Here is a 15,941-nt window from a genome sequence, read left to right as displayed (position 1 = left end):
AATGCAGACCCCGGACGATTTCAACCCACCAGTTGGTCCAGCGATTGAACTGCAACCGGGATTGCGCCGTATTCTGGCCCCGAATCCCTCGCCGATGACCTATCGCGGGACCAACACTTATCTGTTGGGCACGGGTGATCTAGCCGTGATTGACCCGGGGCCACTCAGCGACGCGCACCTGGGGGCGATTCTGGATGCTGTGCAGCCCGGCCAGCGCATCAGCCACATCATCGTCACCCACAGCCACCTAGACCATTCTCCGCTGGCGCGCCCACTGGCTGATCGCACCGGCGCGCCTGTTTTGGCCTTTGGCGGCCCCGAGGCCGGTCGTAGCGCGGTAATGACCGAATTGGCGCAAGGCGGGTTGGCAGGCGGCGGCGAAGGCATCGACACTGCCTTTCGCCCGGATGTGGAACTGCCCGACGGCGCGCAGATCACGGGCGATGGCTGGCAACTTGAGGTGCTTCACACCCCCGGACATTTGGGCAACCATATCGCATTGGGTTGGGGCGACGTTTGCTTCACCGGAGATCACGTTATGGGATGGGCCAGCTCACTGGTCTCCCCCCCGGACGGAGACTTGACGGACTTTATGGCCGCCTGCCACCGGCTGCGCGCATGCAATTGGTCAGTGTTTCATTCCGGGCACGGAGCCCCGATTCCCGACCCTGCCGCACGGCTGGACTGGCTGATCAATCACCGCCTAACGCGCGAAGCACAGATTCTGTCGGCACTCGAAGCCCAACCCGGCACCGCCCGGGCCCTGGCAGAACGTATATACGTGGAAACTCCGGCCGCCCTGTTGCCAGCCGCGGAAAGAAACGTTTTCGCACATCTTATTGATCTGCTTGGAAAATCGATGGTCGCCACGGATGCAGCACTGTCCGTTAAAGCAGGATTTTACAGGCAAAGTTAGGCGCGCGAAACTTTTTTGGAAAAACGTCACATTCCCCTCTGGACGGCGAAAATCGGGGTTGTTATACGCGCCTCAGTTCCGGCGTAGCTCAGCGGTAGAGCAGTTGACTGTTAATCAATTGGTCGTAGGTTCGATCCCTACCGCCGGAGCCAAAATCACACAATTCACCGTCGCCTCCTGGCTCTGAATCTCATGCAGGTCACGGTGCAGGATTTTTCGTAGAAAAATCTCAAACGCCCTCTGGACGCCGCAGAAACAGGTTGCTATACGGCGCGAACCGTTCCGGCGTAGCTCAGCGGTAGAGCAGTTGACTGTTAATCAATTGGTCGTAGGTTCGATCCCTACCGCCGGAGCCATATCCCACTTACCAAAAATTCAGCCCGTCAGGGCATTTTCGAAATCCGCGCGCAGATTTCGTTTCAGAACCTTGCCGGTGGCGTTCAGCGGCAAGGCGTCGACGAACACCACTTTGTCCGGCACCTGCCAATTGGCGATTTTGCCGTTGTAGAACGCCAGAATCTCTTCTTCGGTGGGCTCTTCGCCCTCGGCCTTGACGGCAACCAACAAAGGGCGTTCGTCCCATTTCGGATGTGGCACGCCAACCACGGCGGCAGTCGCCAGTTTAGGGTGTGCCACGGCGATGTTTTCCAGCTCGACCGAGCTGATCCACTCACCCCCGGACTTGATGATATCCTTCGAGCGGTCGCGGATGGTCATGTATCCATCGGGGTCCAGCGTGGCCACGTCTCCGGTGGCGAACCAGCCGTCCTGCAGCAACTCCTGATCCTGCATCTGGAAATAGCTATCCAAGACCCAGAATCCGCGCACCAACAGATCGCCCTGCGTTTCACCGTCATGCGGCAGGTCCTTGCCATCGTCGTCTACGATCTTCAGTTCAACACCATAACAGGGCCGCCCCTGGCTCTCCCTCAGCCTGTGCTGTTCGTCCACCGGCAGATTGCGGTGTTTGGCCAACGGTTGGTTTGCGGTGCCCAGCGGGCTCATCTCGCTCATACCCCAGGCGTGTACGGTATCGACGCCATAGGTTTCGCGGAAGGATTCGATCATCGACGGCGGGCACGCAGCCCCTCCTATGACCGTGCGTTCGAGGCTGGCAAGCTTAGTGCCCGACTGCGCAGCATAAGCCAGCAATCCCTGCCAGATCGTTGGTACACCAAGGGCAAGGGTAACGTCATATGTGTCGATCAGCTTGACCAAGGCCTCACCATGCAAGTCCGGCCCCGGCAGCACCATGCGAGACCCGGACATAGCGCAGGCATAGGGCGAGCCCCACGCGTTCACATGGAACATCGGAACCACGGGCATCACCACATCCATCGCGGAAAAACCGATCACGTCGCGAGTGTTCGATCCAAAGCTGTGCAGCACGGTCGACCGGTGCGAGTACAGCACCCCCTTAGGGTTGCCGGTGGTGCCCGAGGTATAACACAGGCTGGACGCAGTATTTTCATCAAAGCTGGGCCATTCAAAGCCGGCCTCACCAGGCGCGATCAGGTCATCATAGAATTGAACGCCAGGGACTTGGGCAACTGCGTCTTCGTTGCGCGGCCCCATCAGAACGAAGTGTTGAACTTCGGTCAGATGCTCTTGCAATGCTGCAACCAAAGGGATGAAGGTCACGTCGAAGAACAGCACCCGATCCTGCGCGTGGTTGATGATATAGGTCAGTTGCTCAGGGAAAAGCCGCGGATTGACCGTGTGGCAGACGAACCCAGCGCCCGATGCGCCGTAGTAGATTTCCAGATGCCGACGGTTGTTCCAGGCCAGGGTCCCGATCCGGGCCTGCGGCTCCAACCCCAGAGAGGTCAGCACCGAGGCGAGTTTCCGCGCATTTCCGGCAACTTCTGCCCAGTTTGTCTCGGTCACCGTACCGTCGGTTTCGACCGAGTATATCTCAGTCTGGCCGTGGTATTTGTCGGCGTGATTGATCAGCGACGAGATCAGCAAAGGCTGCGTCATCATCTGTCCCAGCATGGGCGTCCTCCCTTTGGTGGTGCCGCTTCTGTGTGGCGACGCCATTTTATTGCCCGTCCCACGTTCAATTGGTTTCCGGGGCGTTAAGGCTGTTGCTTAGAGGAAATCCTGCCAATCATTTATTTTTCTGACAATAAAAGATTACGGCCTGCCGTTACGCAGGCCGCTGTTTTCACCACTTAATCCCGGTGACGCATCGCATAGGCGACCAACGCAGCGGTTGAGCCATCCTTGCTGTCCGCGCTTTCTTCACCATCCACAATCGGGCCAAGTGAGGTCGCCAGTTCCTTGCCCAGCTCTACCCCCCATTGATCGAATGAGTTGATCCCCAGCAAAACACCTTCGACAAACACGCGGTGTTCGTACAGGGCAATGATCTGGCCCAGCACAAATGGTGTCAGCTTCGGGTAGATCACGGTCGTGGACGGCCGATTGCCCGGGAACACACGGTGCCGGGCCTGACGTTCCAGCTCGTCGCCTTGCAGGCCTTTGTCGGCCATGCGCTGGCGTGCCTCTTCAATCGAGCGGCCGCGCATCAGCGCCTCGGACTGGGCAAGACAATTAGCCAGAAGCAGGCGGTGGTGGTGGGCCAGTTCGGGCTCGTGCCCTTCGGCAGCGACCATGAACTCGCAGGGGATAACATCAGTGCCCTGATGGATCAGTTGATAAAACGCGTGCTGGCCATTGGTGCCTGGCTCGCCCCAGACCACCGGACCCGAGGGCACGGTCAGCGAGCTACCGTCCATGGCAACGGATTTACCATTCGATTCCATTTCAAGCTGTTGAAAATAGGCCGGCAGCCGTAACAACCGCTGATCATAAGGCAGAACAGCACGGCTGGCATGGCCCAGAACCTGACGGTGCCAGACACCAACCAAAGCCAGCATCACCGGCATGTTCTCTGCCCATTCGGCGGACCGGAAATGTACGTCCATGGCCTGGCCACCGCGCAGGAACGCGTCGAAAGCGTTCGAGCCGACCGCGATCATCACAGGCAGGCCCACAGGCCCCCAGACCGAATAACGTCCACCCACCCAGTCGGCGAAACCGAAAACACGATCCGCGGGGATGCCGAAGGCTTCGGTCTTGTCCACGGCGCTGGACACGGCAGCGAATTGCTTGGTCGGATCACCGCCTCCGTCCGTCATCCAGGCTCGCGCGGTGCGCGCGTTGGTCATGGTTTCGATGGTGGTGAACGTTTTGGACGCCACGATGATCAGCGTCCGTGTCGGATCAAGCTGGCGCAACGTATCAGCGATATGCGCTCCATCCACGTTCGATACATAATGCAGCCGAGGGCCATCGTGATAAGGAGCCAGCGCATGGGTCGCCATAACGGGCCCCAGATCCGACCCACCAATGCCAATATTCACGACATCGGTAAAACTGCCCCCCACCCCGGCGATAGCGCCGCCGCGCACCTCTTCGGCAAAGACCCGCATCCGCTGCAACGTGTCCAACACGTCCGGCATCACGTCCTGACCGTCAACCTTCACAGGGCCACCGTCCAGATTGCGCAGAGCGGTGTGAAGCACCGCGCGCCCTTCGGTTTCGTTGATCTTAGCGCCCGAGAACATTGCCTCGCGCCGATCTGCCAGCCCGGCGGCGTCACACAGGGCAATCAGGCCATCCCGAGTGTCGTCGTCAATCTGCGTCTTCGAGTAGTCGAACAATAGATCACCGGTCGAAGCGGAAAACGCGCCCGCCCGGTTTGCATCATTGTCAAACAGGCCAAGAATGGTCTGGTCTTTCCGTTCGTCGGCCAGCGCGGTGAGACTGTCCAGTTGCATCGCTCTTACTCCGCCCAATGAACTGTCATACCGCTAAGGACCGCCGCAATCGGGGCCTCTTCCGGCGGTAGGGACATGGCTTTGTCTAGCGCGTCCCGTTTGGCCGCGCCAAAGATGATCAGGTGTTTCGACAAAGCGCCATCCAGCACCGGAGCGGTCAGCGTGATCCGCGCTTCGGGCTGCACATCGGTTCGCGCCACCGCCAATGGGCGCGCATGGCTGTCCAGCGCAGCCTCAAGCCCATCCATCCCCGGAAACAGCGATGCGGTGTGCATATCCTCACCCATGCCCAGAACCAGCACCGATAACGGGCGGATCGGCGCAATCAGGCTCTCGAGTTCGGGCAATACGTCCTCAGGCTCTTCGCCGGGAACATAAAGCGGGATGTACTGTGCCGCGGAGGCGCGGTTGGTCAGCAGCCGCTCGCGGATCAGGCGTTCGTTTGAGCGCTCATGGTCGCCGGGCACACAGCGTTCATCGGTGGGCAGAACATGCACCCGATCCCATTCCAGATTTGCCGCGCACAGAACGTCAAAGACCGGGCCCGGCGTGGTGCCCCCGGGAACCGCCATCGAAACCGTATCATGATGCAGCAAGGCAGATTCCAGATCGCCTGCCAGCACGTTTGCAACGTCGATGGCCAGCATGTCACGGTCAGCGTATTCCTGTAGTTTCATGGGTTTATCCCTTGCCAGCGGCGACCGTCTCGTTTCATCAGCAGCTCAGCGTCGCCCGGGCCAGTGCTGCCGCTTTCATAAGGTTTGGGCACGTCACCGCGCGCCTGCCAGCCTGCGATGATCGGGTCGGTCCAGGCCCAGGCGGCCTCGACTTCATCCCCGCGCATGAACAGGGTCTGGTTGCCGCGGATCACGTCCATCACCAGCCGCTCATAGGCGTCCGGCGGGTCCTGATTTTCCGGTCCCAGCGCCTCGGCAAAACTCATGTCCAAAGGCACATCCACCAGACGCATCCCACCCGGCCCCGGCTCCTTGATTGTCACCTTCAGCGTGATGCCTTCATTCGGCTGCAGCCGGATCGACAGAACGTTGGCATGACGCCCGGCATCTGCGCCAAAGATCGAGTGCGGCGCATCCTTGAACATCACGTTGATGACCGAGGACCGCGCCACCAGCCGTTTTCCGGTGCGCAGATAGAACGGCGTGCCCGCCCACCGCCAATTGCTGACATGTGCCTTGAGCGCTACGTAGCTCTCGGTCGTTGAACGCGGATTGCCCACGACCTCGCGGTAGCTGGGGCCGTCGCCCTCAAACTGGCCGCGTACGATATGATGCGGCTCAACCGGATCCAACGCACGGATCACTTTCAACTTTTCGTCCCGCACCGCGTCCGGGTCGAACTTCGCGGGGGGCTCCATCGCGATCAGGCAGAGCAACTGCATCAGGTGGTTCTGCATCATGTCGCGCATGGCGCCCGCGCGATCATAGTATTCCTCTCGCCCGTCGATACCGACGGATTCGGCCACCGTGATCTGAATGTGATCGACATACTGGCTGTTCCAGAGCGGCTCGAACAGCATGTTGCCAAATCGCACGGCCATCAGGTTCTGAACTGTTTCCTTACCCAGATAATGATCAATCCGGTATATCTGGCTTTCCGAAAAATGTGCGGCCAGCGTGGCGTTCAGCGCTTTCGCGCTATCCAGATCGTGACCGAAAGGTTTTTCGACAACGATCCGAGTCTGCGCTGTGGCCAGATCATGCGCCTTTATCCGTTCAGCCAACGGCCCGAACAGGCTCGGCCCCACCGAGAAATAGAAGGCCCGCACCCGATCGACGGTCAGCTTTGACGCCAACTGGCCCCACCCCTCGTCCGACAGCGCATCCAGAGGAACATAGTCGACGCGTCGGAGAAAAGAGTTCAGCGCGTCGCCGTCCCGGCATTGCTTGGGCGCGTGGACCCGCAACGATTCGGCGACGATGTCCCGGAACGCATCCCGGTCAAAAACGGCTCGGGCGGCACCGATGATCTGCACGTCATCCGGCCATTGTCCTGCACAAAATCGTCGAAACAGCGCCGGAAGGATCTTGCGCTGCGCAAGATCGCCGGTACTGCCAAAAATGACCAGATCGAACGGGTCAACGGGTATGACGCGAGAAACCATGCGTTTTCCCTACCTTACACCTGCGGGCATGTCTAATGTTAGCGCAATCATTTTTGTGTTTTTTTGCTCATCAAAACTCTGTCAGGTGCGGCGCGATGCCCTTAACTAACCGGTGCTGAAAGGCTAAGTCACTTCTAAGACTGAACAGAACCGGATACCGGAATGAAAGACAACGCCCTTCAAAGCGCCAATATCGGCAAGTTTCAGGACAAATTGGTGACAGCTGACGGGCAAACAAGGGCGTCTGTTCCGCTCAGCAACCCCGAAACGCTTTGGTTCAACACCGGAACCCTGTGCAATATTGAATGCTTTAACTGCTATATCGAAAGTAGCCCCACAAATGACGCGCTGGTCTATATCACCGCCGATGAGGTGCGGGATTACCTGGATCAGATCAAAACGCGCAACTGGCCGGTACGTGAAATCGGGTTCACGGGCGGTGAGCCCTTTATGAACCCCGAGATGATCGACATAACCCGTGCTTGCCTGGAGCGTGGGTACGAAGTTCTGATTCTGACCAACGCAATGCTGCCGATGATGCGCCGTAAAATGCGCGAGGGTCTGTTGCGGCTACAACAAGACTTTGGCGACAAGCTGACTTTGCGGATCTCGGTCGATCATTTTCGCCCCGAATTGCATGACGAAGAGCGTGGCAAAGGTAGTTTCGCTAAGACACTGACCGGAATGGAATGGCTGCGCGACCACGGGTTCAAAATGGCCGTTGCCGGGCGCACAGTCTGGGGTGACACCGACGCCGAGAGCCGCGCCGGATATGGTGCCTTCTTTGCCGAACATGGATTTCAGATCGACGCGCAAAACCCGGGCCAGACCGTCCTGTTTCCCGAGATGGATGAAACCGTCGAAGTACCGGAAATCACCACAGCGTGTTGGGGCATCCTCAACAAATCGCCCGACGCCGTGATGTGTGCCAGCGCCCGAATGGTCGTGAAACGCAAGGGCGCAGGCCGTCCGACGGTTTTGGCCTGTACCCTGCTGCCCTACTCACCTGAGTTTGAGATGGGCCACACCCTGGCCGAAGCCGAAGCGGACGTTCATCTGAACCACCCGCATTGCGCCAAGTTCTGCGTACTGGGCGGAGCCAGTTGTTCAGGCTGATCAGTTCAGTTCCGGGGATTTCCAAAATTTCGTACCCGATGCCCCGGCTGAGACGCGCCATCCCTTTTTACCCAACACAAAGAACGATCGGCCATCGGTGAACCGCACGGTTTCTCCGCTGCGGTCTTCGCCATACATGGCGCCGGTTTCCGCGGTCGCGTCATAGCCGTGTTCGATGAACTTCTCGAGATCGGCTGGGGTTTCGAACAAGATCACGAATTTGGTCTCGAACCCGCCGATGCCAACAGCCGCGCCAACACCGCCTGTTCCCATATTCATATAGGTATGCTGGCCAGTGTCCTTTGACACTGCCACGCCCCGCCCGTACCCGGCCGACACCGGAAACACCGTCACCTTGCGCGAGTCGAACACCGCGTAGCCGGCGCTGATGCCAAACAACTCATCCGCCTCGGGGTTTTCCGCCAGCAGCTGGGTCAGAACTTCGCTGGCCATCAGGTCAAGCTTGGCGCGTGTCTCTTCTGGTGTGGCCTCATTCGTTACCAGATCGGCGGTCGAGTCGACGGTCTCGCCGACAACCTCTGCGCCCTTTTCAACGGTGTCGCCCACGACTTCGGCCCCTTGCCCGATGGCATCGGCCGCGTTTTCCGCACCTTTCTTGATTTTGTCCAGAACGCCCTCGGCGATGGCAGGTCCGCCGATCAAAAATGCGGCAGCAAGAAACAATACTCGGGACATAAAGCGATTCCGTATGTGACCAAAAATTTGGTCGACACCTTAACCCAAGCATCAAATAAATTAATGCGTTTCAATCGTTACTGGCCAAAAAATATGGCCTGATACTCAGTTTACTCTGAATTCACCCACGACGTTGCGCCATTCTCCGGGCGCGATCATCTTGCGGTGCGTGAACCGGACCGAATGCAGCGGACCTTCGATCTCGCGCTGCCAGAACTCCACAAATTCAAAGAGCTTCGGATGGTCTGGCGCCAGATCGTAATCCTGCCAGATGAACGTGTTCAGAACGTGAATATAGTCGGGCATGTGGTAGAAGAATTCCGCCGTTGTCAGCCCGTACCCCTTGAGCATCAATTCGGTTTCGCTTTGCGCCATGCAGACCTCCAATTTTATTGCAAGGTCTCTTCATGGTAACACAGGAACTCCCTAATCCTTAGTTAACAATATGTTACTCTGGTGTTACGGGGGTTTTTTACGAGTAAAAGGGTTGCTTGCTTGCACCTTATGTGCCGGGTCTGATAAGGTACATCCACAAGATATAGACCCAGAACAATACACGGGCAGTTTACGTGAGCGATACGCCAGAAACCCCAGAAAACATGGATGAAACCCCGCCCGAGCGCCCCGTATACGAAGGCCCGACGGTGTCCATCGAATCCGAGATGCGCACGTCCTATCTGGACTATGCGATGTCGGTCATCGTCTCGCGCGCGATCCCCGATCTGCGCGACGGGCTGAAACCTGTACACCGCCGCATCCTCTATGCGATGCACGAAACAGGAAATACGCACGACAAGGCCTATCGCAAATCGGCCCGTCCTGTTGGCGATGTGATGGGTAAATACCACCCGCACGGCGACAGCGCGATCTATGACGCGTTGGTGCGGATGGCGCAGGACTTCTCGATGTCTTTGCCTCTGCTGGACGGTCAGGGCAACTTTGGCTCTATGGACGGCGATAACCCGGCGGCCATGCGTTACACCGAAGTGCGCATGGACAAGCCTGCCGCATCGCTACTGGCCGACATCGAAAAAGAGACGGTTGATTTTCAGGACAACTACGACGGCAAGGACCGGGAACCGACCGTCCTGCCCGCGCGTTTCCCGAACATGCTGGTCAACGGTGCCGGTGGTATCGCCGTGGGTATGGCGACGAACATCCCGCCCCATAACCTTGGTGAAGTGGTCGACGCGACGCTGGCCCTGATCGACGACCCGGACCTGACCTCCGAGCAACTGATCGAATACGTCCCCGGCCCTGATTTCCCGACCGGAGGCGTGATGCTGGGTCGCTCTGGCGCACGTAAGGCATATCTGGAAGGCCGCGGTAGCGTCATTATCCGCGCCAAAACCCGCGTAGAAGAGATCCGTAGGGACCGTTACGCCATCGTCGTGGACGAAATTCCCTATCAAGTGAACAAAGCTGCGATGATCGAAAAGATCGCCGAGGCAGTTCGCGAAAAACGCATTGAAGGCGTCGCCCACGTACAGGACGAATCCGACCGTAACGGTGTACGTGTCGTGGTCGAACTGAAGCGTGATGCGACGCCCGAGGTGGTGCTGAACCAGCTCTATCGTTTCTCACCGATGCAAACGTCGTTCGGCTGCAACATGCTGGCCCTGAACGGTGGTCGGCCCGAGCAACTGACTCTGCGCCGTTTCCTAACCTCGTTCATCGACTTCCGCGAGGATGTTGTTGCGCGTCGTACAGCATACGATCTGCGCAAAGCGCGGGAACGCAGCCATATTCTGTGTGGTCTGGCCGTGGCTGTTTCGAACGTCGACGAAGTGGTTGCGACCATCCGCTCGTCGGCTGACGCAGCCGAAGCGCGTGAGAAACTGATGACCCGCCGCTGGCCTGCATCCGAGATTGAAGGTTATCTGCGCCTGATCGACGATCCTTTGTCCAAGATGAACGACGACGGCACCTATAACCTGACCGAGGTTCAGGCCCGCGCCATCCTCGACCTGCGCCTGCAGCGCCTGACCCAGATTGGCGTCAAAGAGGTCACGGACGAGCTGGAAGAACTGGCCGCCAAGATCAAGGAATACCTCGATATTCTGTCCTCGCGCGAGCGCATAATGTCGATCATAGGCGATGAATTGCGCAGCGTCCGCGAGCAGTTCGCTGTGCCTCGTCGTACCGAGATCGTCGACTGGTCCGGCGACATGGAAGACGAGGACCTGATCGAGCGTGAAGACATGGTAGTGACCGTCACCTCAGGCGGTTATATCAAGCGCACGCCGCTGGCCGATTTCCGAGCCCAGAAGCGCGGCGGCAAGGGCCTGTCGGGGATGCAGACCAAGGAAGAGGATGTTGTTACCAACCTCTTCGTGGCCAACACCCACACGCAGCTGCTGTTCTTCACCACAGAAGGGATGGTCTATAAGCTCAAGACCTGGCGCCTGCCGCAGTCCAGCCGTACCGGCAAGGGCAAGGCGATCGTCAACATCCTGCCCATCCCGACCGGTGTTTCCATTGCAGCGATTATGCCTGTGGATGTCCCGGATGAAGAGTGGGAAAACCTGCAGATTGTCTTCGCCACCAGTGCAGGTGACGTGCGACGCAACCGTCTGTCGGACTTCACCAATGTCCGCCGCAACGGCAAAATCGCGATGAAGCTGCCCGAGGGTGTGGAGCTGGTGAATGCCCGCATCTGCTCGGAAGACGAAGACGTAATGCTGGTCACCAATTCAGGCCGCGCGATCCGTTTTCGGACCACCGATGTGCGTGTCTTCAACTCGCGCGAATCCACCGGTGTACGCGGCATCAAGCTGACCAACGGGGACCGTGTTGTTTCGATGTCGGTGATCCGTCATTTCGAAGCTGAAGCGGATGAGCGGGCAGCCTACCTCAAGATGCGCCGCGCAGTGGCAGGCATCGCGGATGACGGCGAAACGGATGAGGATGAAGTCGCACCCGGAGCAATCTCGCAAGAGCGTTATGCCGAAATGTCGGCTGCCGAAAACCTGATCCTGACCATCACCGCAGGTGGTGCAGGCAAGCTCAGCTCCAGCCACGACTACCCCGTTCGCGGACGCGGCGGCATGGGCGTTGCGGCGATGGATAAGGCGATGCGCGGCGGTGAACTTGTAGCTTCGTTCCCGGTTGAGATCGACGACCAGATCATGCTGGCCACCTCCAAAGGACAGTCGATCAGGGTGCCGGTTGACGGTATCTCGTTCCGATCCCGCAGCGCGGGCGGTGTGAAGGTGTTCAACACCGGCAAAGGCGAAGTGGTCGTAAGCGTCGCCTGGATCGCCGATCAGGGTGATGAGGACGGCGACGAGGACACGACGGAATAAGTTAAAGGCGCTACGGCGCCTTTTTCTTTGCCCCCGGACCTTCCCGCAAGAGATCCGCGATTACCCAAAGGCGGTCCTGCCCCCAGATGCTCTGCCCTTTGACGCGGAAGCTGGGCACGCCCCAAAGCCCGAAGTCTTGCAAGCGGTTCTGGTTGACCTCGACCCGATTGCGCCATGCAGACGACGCCAGTTGGGTTTTGGCATCCTCCCAATCCAAACCTGCGGCAGTCGCAATTTCGGCCAAACCATCATCCGTGGCTGCATCTAACCCGCGTGACCACACAGCCGACAAGAAGGCCGAGCAGTATTCGGCCAGTCGCCCGCGTTCCTCTGCATAGTCTAACAGGGCGTAGCCGCGCTCGACCCCTGCACCCAAGGGATCGGAAATGCGCCCAAACGGGATACCCAATCGGCGCGCCTCGCGAGTGCAATCACGCAGAATGTATGAAGACTTGGCAGGTGGTACCGGCAACCCGCGCATCAGCATAGGCAATACAGGTTTCAGGATCAGATTTGCCTGACTTCTATGGACAAGGTCGCAAACGCGGTCAAAGGCCAGATACGAATACGGGCTGCGGAATGAAAAGAAGAACTCAATCTCATCGCCCGTTGCGATCGGCGGCTCTGCGTCGATATCCGGCACGATAGGCGCGCCTGTTTCCCCCAGACCCAACTCTTGCAGCCGGGTTTCCAGATAGTGCAGTCGGTCCAGCCCCCAATAGGTCTCACCCGCATAGGCAAAGCACCCGCCTTGGTAGTGACCCACCGAGACCAGAACCTGATCTCCGTGTTGCTTAGCGGATAGTGACTCTGCTGACGGCCCGTCCGGAATTGGTTGGCCCGACCAAACGGCCTGTGTCACAGCCTGCGCTTGCGATACAAACTCGTCCGCGTCTAACACGTAAGCCAATTTCCCTTCGGCTTTCGCGATAGCCTGTGGTTCGGGGTCAGAAAGCGTTGGCGGAACCAAACCAAGGCGGTTGGCCAAGCGCACTGCGTCACGAAATGCGTTGTGCCGGTATTTCGCGGGCGCCGGTATCATGTCAGGTGGCGAGCCGGAAATCAGGTAAGGCTGCAGACTGATGTCGTACCTGCCCTGAAGCTGCTGCAATACTTGCACTGTCAGCAGGCTGTATGGGTCAGATACATCATGGAAATACCTGACCACATGCGATTGCCCGGTCAGCCGCCGTTTTATCTCATGCACATAACGGCGCGAGGTTTGGAGCCCGCGGCTAGTCAGTGCCCTCGCAGCTTGGGTTTTAAGTTTGCGACTGAATGACAAAGGCCCCTCCGGCAACGGTTTCGGGCACTGTAACGGCTGCGACACGAAACCCCATGCCGCTACACGGGAACGTGACGTCTAAAGGTTGTAGAGTCTGCCGAACTTGTCTTCGAGATAGCTAAGTAGAGGCTCCGGCCCTGGCTCCATTCCGCTGGCGCGTTGGATGGTGTCGCGTGGGGCGAAAAGCCCGCCGTATTGCTGCAGTTTCTCGCGCAGCCAACCGGTTGCACCAGAAGTATCGCCCTCGGCCAGTTGCCCTTCCAGATCCGGCACCGCAGTACGCAGCGCCTGATAGAGGCATCCAGCATAGACATTGCCCAGAGAATAGGTTGGGAAATAACCAAACAACCCGACCGACCAGTGCACATCCTGCAAGCACCCGTTCGAAGGCTTGTCGACCGCATAACCGAAATCGGCCTTGAAGCGGTCGTTCCACGCAGCCTCCAGATCGCTGACCTGCAGATCACCGGCCATCAGAGCGCGTTCCAGATCAAAACGCAGCATGATGTGCAGGTTGTACTGCACCTCATCCGCCTCGGTCCGGATATAGCCGTTATGGACGCCGTTAACCGTGGCATAAAAGGCATCAGCATCCGCGATCCCGAAATCGCCAAATGTCTCGACCATCTGACCATACAGCCAGCCGGTAAAGGCGCGCGAACGGCCCAGCTGGTTTTCATAGATCCGGCTTTGGCTTTCATGCACGCCCATCGACACGCCCTGCCCCAGCGGCGTCAGAGTAAAGGCTGGATCGATGCCCTGTTCATAGGCGGCGTGACCGACCTCATGAATGGTCGAATAGAAGCAGTTGAACGGGTCAGTCTCGCTGGTTCGGGTGGTAATCCGTACGTCCAGCCCGCTACCCGAGCTGAACGGGTGCACCGCCTTGTCCACGCGACCGGTGTTCAGGTCATAACCGAAGGTCGTCGCCAATTTCTGCGACAGGCGCATCTGCACCAGTTCGTCGAACGTGCCAGTCAGAGCTTGCGGCGCTGGTTTATCCAGAACGGCCGCACGCAGGGCCACCAGCCTCGGGCGCATCTGGTCAAAAATCTCGGCAATCTGTGCGCCTGTTGTGTAGGGTTCGTAGTCCTCGACCATAGCGTCGTAAACATCACCGCCTTGGGCCAGCGCTGCGCCTTCTTCGCGTTTCAACGAAACGACTTCTTGCAGCACAGGCAGGAACGCCGCCACGTCTTCGTTCGCACGGGCCTGCGCCCATGTGCCTTGCGCGGCAGAGGTCACACGCGCGATGGCTTTGGCCAGATCGGCGGGCACTTTGACCGTGCGTTCATACGATCGGCGGATGTCACGCAGTTGCGCGCGGGCCACGTCGTCCTGCGGGTCGGCCTGCTCCAACCAGTCCGCCACCCGCGGATCGGATCGGCGGGCGTGCAGCACCGCCTCAATCGCAGCCATCTCTTCCGCGCGTTGCGGGGCCGCGCCGCGCGGCATCACCGTTTCCTGATCCCAGCCCAACCGCCCGGCAATCTGCCCAAGAGCCGAGGTTTCGCGTTGAAAGGCCATCAGGTCGTCATAGGCAGTCATTAGGGTCAGGCTCCGCGAATTGAGGTGGCGATTGGGTAAGCGGTCAGGAACCGCGCGCGCAGGATCAGTGTCCAGACGACCACGGCCATGAACTGGTGGAAGATGGCAAGCTGCCACGGGGCCGCGTAGACCACGGTCAGGATCCCGATGACCACCTGCAGCGCCAGGGCGGCGAAGGCCGCGTTGAAGGCAAACCGCGTCTGCGGGTGTGCGCTGGTGCTGCCGCGCCGCCAGACGACAATGGCGAAGATAAACAGCAGATATCCCGCACAGCGGTGGATGAACTGCACCAGGCCTGGGCTTTCAAAGAAGTTGCGCCACATCGGTTCCAGCATCGCCGCGTCTGGCGGAAACAGCTGCCCTCCGATCAGCGGCCAGTCGGTGTATGACCGCCCGGCATCAATACCGGCCACCAACGCACCGATCAGGATTTGCAGGAACGCAAAGTGCATCAAGCCGGTGGACAGAGAGAACAGTTTCACCTCTTTCGCACGACGAGCCTGCATCAGGTCGCGTTCTTCACGGCCCAGCTCAAAAATGTACCACGCGAGGAAACCAAGGATCACGAAGGCCAGGCCGAGATGAACGGCCAAGCGATAGCTGGCAACGGCGATCATGCCCTCACCCTGCGTCACACCCGATGCCACCATCCACCAGCCAACGGCACCTTGAACGCCACCCAGAAGGCCGGGGATCAGCAGCTTGCCGGTCCACCCGGTCGGGATTTTCCGCGCAACAAGAAAACCAAGGAATCCAAGCGCCCAAACCAGACCGATCACGCGGCCCAGTTGGCGATGACCCCATTCCCACCAGTAGATGAATTGGAAATCACTCAGTTCCATCCATTGGTTCTGGATGCGCCACTGGTCAATCTCCTTGTATTTGTCGAACTCGGCCTGCCAGTCGGCCTCGGTCATCGGCGGGATGGCTCCGGTGATTGGACGCCATTCGGTGATCGACAGCCCACTGTCGGTCAAACGGGTCAGGCCACCAACAGCAATCATTACAACGACCAACGCGAAAAGGACCATCAACCACAGACGGATCGCCTTGCGTGCACCGCCCTTGCCCCGATCGATCATACCGGGCTGAATGGCTTGTTGTTTTTCCGTGTCTGAGACGTCTTCGAAGATGCTGCGCTTACCGCTCATGCTGTCCTCATGTCCTG

At 58.9% G+C, this 15,941-nt stretch carries 12 protein-coding genes and 2 tRNA genes; 5 read left to right on the top strand and 9 right to left on the bottom strand.

The window, feature by feature from the left end; all coding sequences use genetic code 11:
• The first annotated feature begins 1 nt into the window (after position 1).
• The 3 genes from ACXAGD_RS06750 to ACXAGD_RS06740 all read left to right on the top strand — a co-directional run bounded on the left by ACXAGD_RS06750 (position 2) and on the right by ACXAGD_RS06740 (position 1,272).
• On the top strand, positions 2 to 916 hold the full coding sequence (locus ACXAGD_RS06750) for an MBL fold metallo-hydrolase (protein WP_475209219.1): 915 nt from the start codon (positions 2 to 4) through the stop codon (positions 914 to 916).
• Between the two features lie 77 nt (positions 917 to 993).
• A tRNA-Asn gene (locus tag ACXAGD_RS06745) sits at positions 994 to 1,068 on the top strand.
• Positions 1,069 to 1,197: 129 nt separating this feature from the next.
• Positions 1,198 to 1,272 (top strand) — tRNA-Asn (locus ACXAGD_RS06740).
• A 19-nt stretch (positions 1,273 to 1,291) separates the two neighbouring features.
• On the opposite strand, the gene ACXAGD_RS06735 is transcribed toward ACXAGD_RS06740, so the two are convergent.
• The 4 genes from ACXAGD_RS06735 to zwf form a co-directional block, all read right to left on the bottom strand.
• Positions 1,292 to 2,911 (bottom strand): long-chain-fatty-acid--CoA ligase, encoded by a 1,620-nt coding sequence (locus ACXAGD_RS06735; protein ID WP_475209218.1) that lies wholly within the window; start codon positions 2,909 to 2,911, stop codon positions 1,292 to 1,294.
• Positions 2,912 to 3,090: 179 nt separating this feature from the next.
• On the bottom strand, positions 3,091 to 4,701 hold the full coding sequence (gene pgi / locus ACXAGD_RS06730) for a glucose-6-phosphate isomerase (protein ID WP_475209217.1): 1,611 nt from the start codon (positions 4,699 to 4,701) through the stop codon (positions 3,091 to 3,093).
• Between the two features lie 5 nt (positions 4,702 to 4,706).
• The gene (gene pgl, locus ACXAGD_RS06725) at positions 4,707 to 5,378 is read right to left on the bottom strand and encodes a 6-phosphogluconolactonase (protein ID WP_475209216.1); all 672 of its coding nucleotides are present in this window, start codon (positions 5,376 to 5,378) and stop codon (positions 4,707 to 4,709) included.
• Positions 5,375 to 6,823, bottom strand: a complete 1,449-nt coding sequence (gene zwf / locus ACXAGD_RS06720) for a glucose-6-phosphate dehydrogenase (RefSeq protein ID WP_475209215.1) — start codon at positions 6,821 to 6,823, stop codon at positions 5,375 to 5,377. Before zwf ends, pgl begins: the two co-directional genes overlap by 4 nt.
• Before the next feature lie 162 nt (positions 6,824 to 6,985).
• On the opposite strand from zwf, the gene ACXAGD_RS06715 reads away from it, so the two are divergent.
• Positions 6,986 to 7,939, top strand: a complete 954-nt coding sequence (locus ACXAGD_RS06715; RefSeq protein ID WP_475209214.1) for a radical SAM protein — start codon at positions 6,986 to 6,988, stop codon at positions 7,937 to 7,939.
• On the opposite strand, the gene ACXAGD_RS06710 is transcribed toward ACXAGD_RS06715, so the two are convergent.
• Together ACXAGD_RS06710 and ACXAGD_RS06705 are read right to left on the bottom strand one after the other, a co-directional pair.
• A complete protein-coding gene (locus tag ACXAGD_RS06710) occupies positions 7,940 to 8,635 on the bottom strand; it encodes a lipid-binding SYLF domain-containing protein (RefSeq protein ID WP_475209213.1) in 696 nt (231 codons plus the stop codon).
• A 105-nt stretch (positions 8,636 to 8,740) separates the two neighbouring features.
• The gene (locus ACXAGD_RS06705) at positions 8,741 to 9,010 is read right to left on the bottom strand and encodes an usg protein (RefSeq protein WP_475209212.1); all 270 of its coding nucleotides are present in this window, start codon (positions 9,008 to 9,010) and stop codon (positions 8,741 to 8,743) included.
• 194 nt (positions 9,011 to 9,204) lie between these two features.
• On the opposite strand from ACXAGD_RS06705, the gene gyrA reads away from it, so the two are divergent.
• Positions 9,205 to 11,940: a DNA gyrase subunit A gene (gene gyrA, locus ACXAGD_RS06700; RefSeq protein WP_475209211.1), complete on the top strand. Its 2,736-nt coding sequence runs from the start codon at positions 9,205 to 9,207 to the stop codon at positions 11,938 to 11,940.
• Between the two features lie 10 nt (positions 11,941 to 11,950).
• Here gyrA and ACXAGD_RS06695 read toward each other — a convergent pair whose 3' ends face one another.
• From ACXAGD_RS06695 to ctaA, 3 genes are all read right to left on the bottom strand, one after another.
• Positions 11,951 to 13,147 carry a DsbA family protein gene (locus ACXAGD_RS06695; RefSeq protein ID WP_475209210.1) on the bottom strand — a complete coding sequence of 399 codons (1,197 nt, stop codon included), beginning with the start codon at positions 13,145 to 13,147 and terminating at the stop codon, positions 11,951 to 11,953.
• Between the two features lie 156 nt (positions 13,148 to 13,303).
• A complete protein-coding gene (locus tag ACXAGD_RS06690; RefSeq protein ID WP_475209209.1) occupies positions 13,304 to 14,773 on the bottom strand; it encodes a carboxypeptidase M32 in 1,470 nt (489 codons plus the stop codon).
• Between the two features lie 5 nt (positions 14,774 to 14,778).
• Entirely contained in the window at positions 14,779 to 15,924 is a 1,146-nt protein-coding gene (gene ctaA, locus ACXAGD_RS06685) for a heme A synthase (RefSeq protein ID WP_475209208.1), read from the bottom strand.
• Positions 15,925 to 15,941 lie beyond the last annotated feature (17 nt).

Source organism: Ruegeria sp. ABF4_144, from assembly GCF_056160045.1.
Note: the sequence above shows the minus strand (reverse complement) of the source record. Positions and strands in the feature narration are given on the sequence as shown.

Excerpts from the sequence above, each read along its gene's own strand:
- pgl (WP_475209216.1), bottom strand. The coding sequence starts at position 5,378 with ATGAAACTACAGGAATACGCTGACCGTGACATGCTGGCCATCGACGTT.
- ACXAGD_RS06705 (WP_475209212.1), bottom strand. The coding sequence starts at position 9,010 with ATGGCGCAAAGCGAAACCGAATTGATGCTCAAGGGGTACGGGCTGACA.
- zwf (WP_475209215.1), bottom strand. The coding sequence starts at position 6,823 with ATGGTTTCTCGCGTCATACCCGTTGACCCGTTCGATCTGGTCATTTTT.
- ctaA (WP_475209208.1), bottom strand. The coding sequence starts at position 15,924 with ATGAGCGGTAAGCGCAGCATCTTCGAAGACGTCTCAGACACGGAAAAA.
- ACXAGD_RS06690 (WP_475209209.1), bottom strand. The coding sequence starts at position 14,773 with ATGACTGCCTATGACGACCTGATGGCCTTTCAACGCGAAACCTCGGCT.
- ACXAGD_RS06750 (WP_475209219.1), top strand. The coding sequence starts at position 2 with ATGCAGACCCCGGACGATTTCAACCCACCAGTTGGTCCAGCGATTGAA.
- pgi (WP_475209217.1), bottom strand. The coding sequence starts at position 4,701 with ATGCAACTGGACAGTCTCACCGCGCTGGCCGACGAACGGAAAGACCAG.
- ACXAGD_RS06710 (WP_475209213.1), bottom strand. The coding sequence starts at position 8,635 with ATGTCCCGAGTATTGTTTCTTGCTGCCGCATTTTTGATCGGCGGACCT.
- ACXAGD_RS06735 (WP_475209218.1), bottom strand. The coding sequence starts at position 2,911 with ATGCTGGGACAGATGATGACGCAGCCTTTGCTGATCTCGTCGCTGATC.
- ACXAGD_RS06715 (WP_475209214.1), top strand. The coding sequence starts at position 6,986 with ATGAAAGACAACGCCCTTCAAAGCGCCAATATCGGCAAGTTTCAGGAC.